Source organism: Pseudomonas sp. SDT291_1_S447 (assembly GCF_054070155.1).
Genome location: NZ_JBSVXS010000237.1, coordinates 1 through 2,977 on the forward strand (window position 1 = coordinate 1; position 2,977 = coordinate 2,977).

General features: G+C 60.8%; 2 protein-coding genes. Both read left to right on the plus strand.

Going from position 1 to position 2,977, the window contains the following annotated elements:
- Positions 1–82 precede the first annotated feature (82 nt).
- Positions 83–1,432, plus strand: coding sequence for a DUF1254 domain-containing protein (locus ACW9IR_RS29110; protein WP_457466051.1), 1,350 nt, complete (start codon positions 83–85; stop codon positions 1,430–1,432).
- Positions 1,429–2,808 (plus strand): DUF1254 domain-containing protein, encoded by a 1,380-nt coding sequence (locus ACW9IR_RS29115; RefSeq protein ID WP_457466053.1) that lies wholly within the window; start codon positions 1,429–1,431, stop codon positions 2,806–2,808. The genes ACW9IR_RS29110 and ACW9IR_RS29115 overlap by 4 nt, the downstream gene beginning before the upstream one ends.
- Positions 2,809–2,977: the final 169 nt, after the last annotated feature.

A 2,977-nucleotide genomic window follows, 5' to 3' on the forward strand; every position in this document is an offset into this window, starting at 1 on the left:
CTTTTGATCTTAAAAAACCACATCAAAAGATCGCAACCTTCGGCAGCTCCTACAGGGATTTGTTTCTGTCTGGAGATTGTTTATGCGTCACTGGATTTCCGCTCTAGCGGTCGGCGCCAGCCTCGGCACCGTACACGCTGCTGACCTTGATGTGAGCCAGGCCAAAGCCCTCGCACAAGAGGCTTACGTGTTCGCCTACGCCACCGTCGAACACGACAAAGTGCTCACCGCGATCAACGCCAGGCTGCCGTTCAATCGCCTCTACAGCGAACCGCGTCTGCTCGGCCCGCAAGACAACAAAGTGGTCTCGCCAAACAACGACACCTTCTACTCCCGCGCCTTGCTTGACCTGCGCGCCGAGCCGATGGTGCTGCAAGTGCCAGCGATCGAGGATCGCTACTACAGCTTCCAGTTGGTCGACCTGCGCACCGACAACCTCGACTACATCGGCACTCGCGCCACCGGCAATCAGGCTGGGCGCTATCTGATCGTCGGGCCAGACTGGAAGGGTCCAGCGCCGACCGGTTTCAACGGCTTGATTCGTTCGCCAAGCCGCGTGGTGTTTTTGCTCGGTCGCACCGAAGTCAAAGGCGAGGCCGATCAAAAAGACGCCGCCAAAGTGTTGATGGGGTATGCCTTGCAACCGCTGTCCCGCGCCTCCAACAGCACTGCACCCGACGCGCCTGCGCCGTTGCATTTGCCGGCGTATCCGGACACCAAACACGGCGAAGCGCAGGCCCTGTTCAACACCTTCAATGCCTTGGCGCCGTTGCATCAATGGACGGCCAGCGAGCAAACGAAACTCGCTCGATTTGCCGCGATTGGCGTGTTGCCCGGCGCCGCGTTCGCACCGGCCGACAGCCTTCGCCAAGCCATCGCAGAAGGCGCCGAAGCAGGCCGCGAGCAGGTTCGCGCCGCCTCCAGTCAACTGTCGAAAGAACAGAGCGGCTGGTTTCCATCACCGACCAACATCGGCAAATTCGCCGACGATGACCTGACCCGCGCTGCCGTCGCATGGCGCTACATCTACGCCAACGACGCGGTCGAAGCGGTTTACCCGATGGCCCTGCATGATGCCGAAGGCCAGTTGCTCGACGGTCGCCAGGCGTATCGCCTGCATTTCCCCGCCGGGCAGTTACCGCCGGTTAACGCGTTCTGGTCGCTGACGCTGTACGACGGCAAAACCCAGTTGCTCGCGAGCAATGCCATCGGGCGTTACGCCTTGGGTGATCGCAGCGCCGATTTGCACTACGACGCCGACGGCGGCCTGACCTTGTTGCTGCAACCGGACGCACCGGCGCAGGGCGAGCAGGGCAACTGGTTGCCGACGCCACAAGGCCCGTTCAACCTCCTGCTGCGTCTGTACCTGCCGCAAGCCGCTGCGCTGGATGGCAGTTATCAGTTGCCGACGATTGCGAGGGCCGAGCCATGAGCCTGACGATCAATCGCCGCGAGATGCTGGGCGGCATGAGTGTGCTCGGAGGCGGGCTGATGATGCCGCGCTGGTTGCTGGCCGATGAAACGCAAGCGGTAGTGCAGGAGGCGTGGATCTATGCTTTTCCGATGCTGATGCATTACCAGACGATGGAGAAACAACGGCTTGATCCGAGCGCGGCGGAGTACCTTGGCGGCTTCAATCGTTTCCGCCATTACAGCCAGCTCTACACCCCGGCCAATCGCGAAATCGTCACGCCGAACAACGACACGCCTTACTCCTGGGCCTGGCTCGATCTGCGCAGCGAGCCGCAAGTGTTGAGCGTGCCGGCGGTGGATGCCGATCGTTATTACGTGCATCAACTGGTCGATCAGTACACGCATAACTTTGCCTATGTTGGCGTGCTCAGCACCGGGCGCGAGGCGGGGGATTACTTGATCACCGGGCCGAGCTGGCAGGGGCCGACGCCGGGCGGTATCAAAGCCGTGCTGCGCAGTGAAACCGAGATTGTCATGGTGCTCGCGCGTACCGGGTTGAAAAACGCCGACGACATGCCGGCAGTGCGCGCGTTGCAGCAGCAATACCGTTTGCGTGGGTTGCATGAGTATACCGGCAGCCCGAACCCGCTTGCGGCGCCGGCGATTGACTGGCCGGTGTGGGACAGCAAAACCGGGTTGGGGCAGGCGTTTATCGCGGTGCTTAATCAGATTCTCGCGCTATGCCCGACGCCACCGGCGGAGCAAGCATTGCGCGAACGCTTCGCACGGATCGGCATTGTGCCGGGGCAGGCGTTTGATTTCGCGGCTTTGCCTGTCGAGAAGCAGCAAGCGATTGCAGCGGGTATCAGACAGGCACAAGCGCAACTGCAAGAAACCGCCGCGAAAACACGCACCACGCTTGGCCTGTTTGGTAACCGCGAGGCAATGCATGGCAATTATCTGAATCGTGCAGTGGGGGCGTATCTGGGGATCTACGGTAACAGTGTCGAGGAGGCGTTTTATACCGATAGCCGCCTGGATAATCAGGGGCAGCCGTTGCAGGGTGGGCGACGTTATCGCCTGCGTTTCGCGCCGGGGCAATTGCCGCCGGCCAGTGAGTTCTGGTCGCTGACGTTGTATGACTTGCCGGATCGGCAGTTGGTGGCGAATCTGCTTGATCGGTATTGCTTGAGCAGTCGGGATCAATTGCAGCGGGATGCTGATGGCGGGCTGACGTTATGGATGCAGGCGAATTCGCCTGGGGCGGGGGAGGAGAGTAATTGGCTGCCGACGCCGCAGGCTGGGGCGTTTAATGTGATTTTGCGCTTGTATGGGCCGAAGCAAGAAGTGGTTGAGCAGAAGTGGCGGATGCCGGTGGTTGAGGTGATTGCTTAGTTTTTGTGGTGTCTGGGAGATTTACCCCCTCACCCCAGCCCTCTCCCCCAAGGGGGGCGAGGGGGAAAGGGAGCCAATCTTTGTGCTTTTCAACGTCTGAGTTCGACTCGGTACCGCAGGTCGGCGTGCCTCAAACATCCGCCTCAATCAGTCCCCTCTCCCTCCGGGA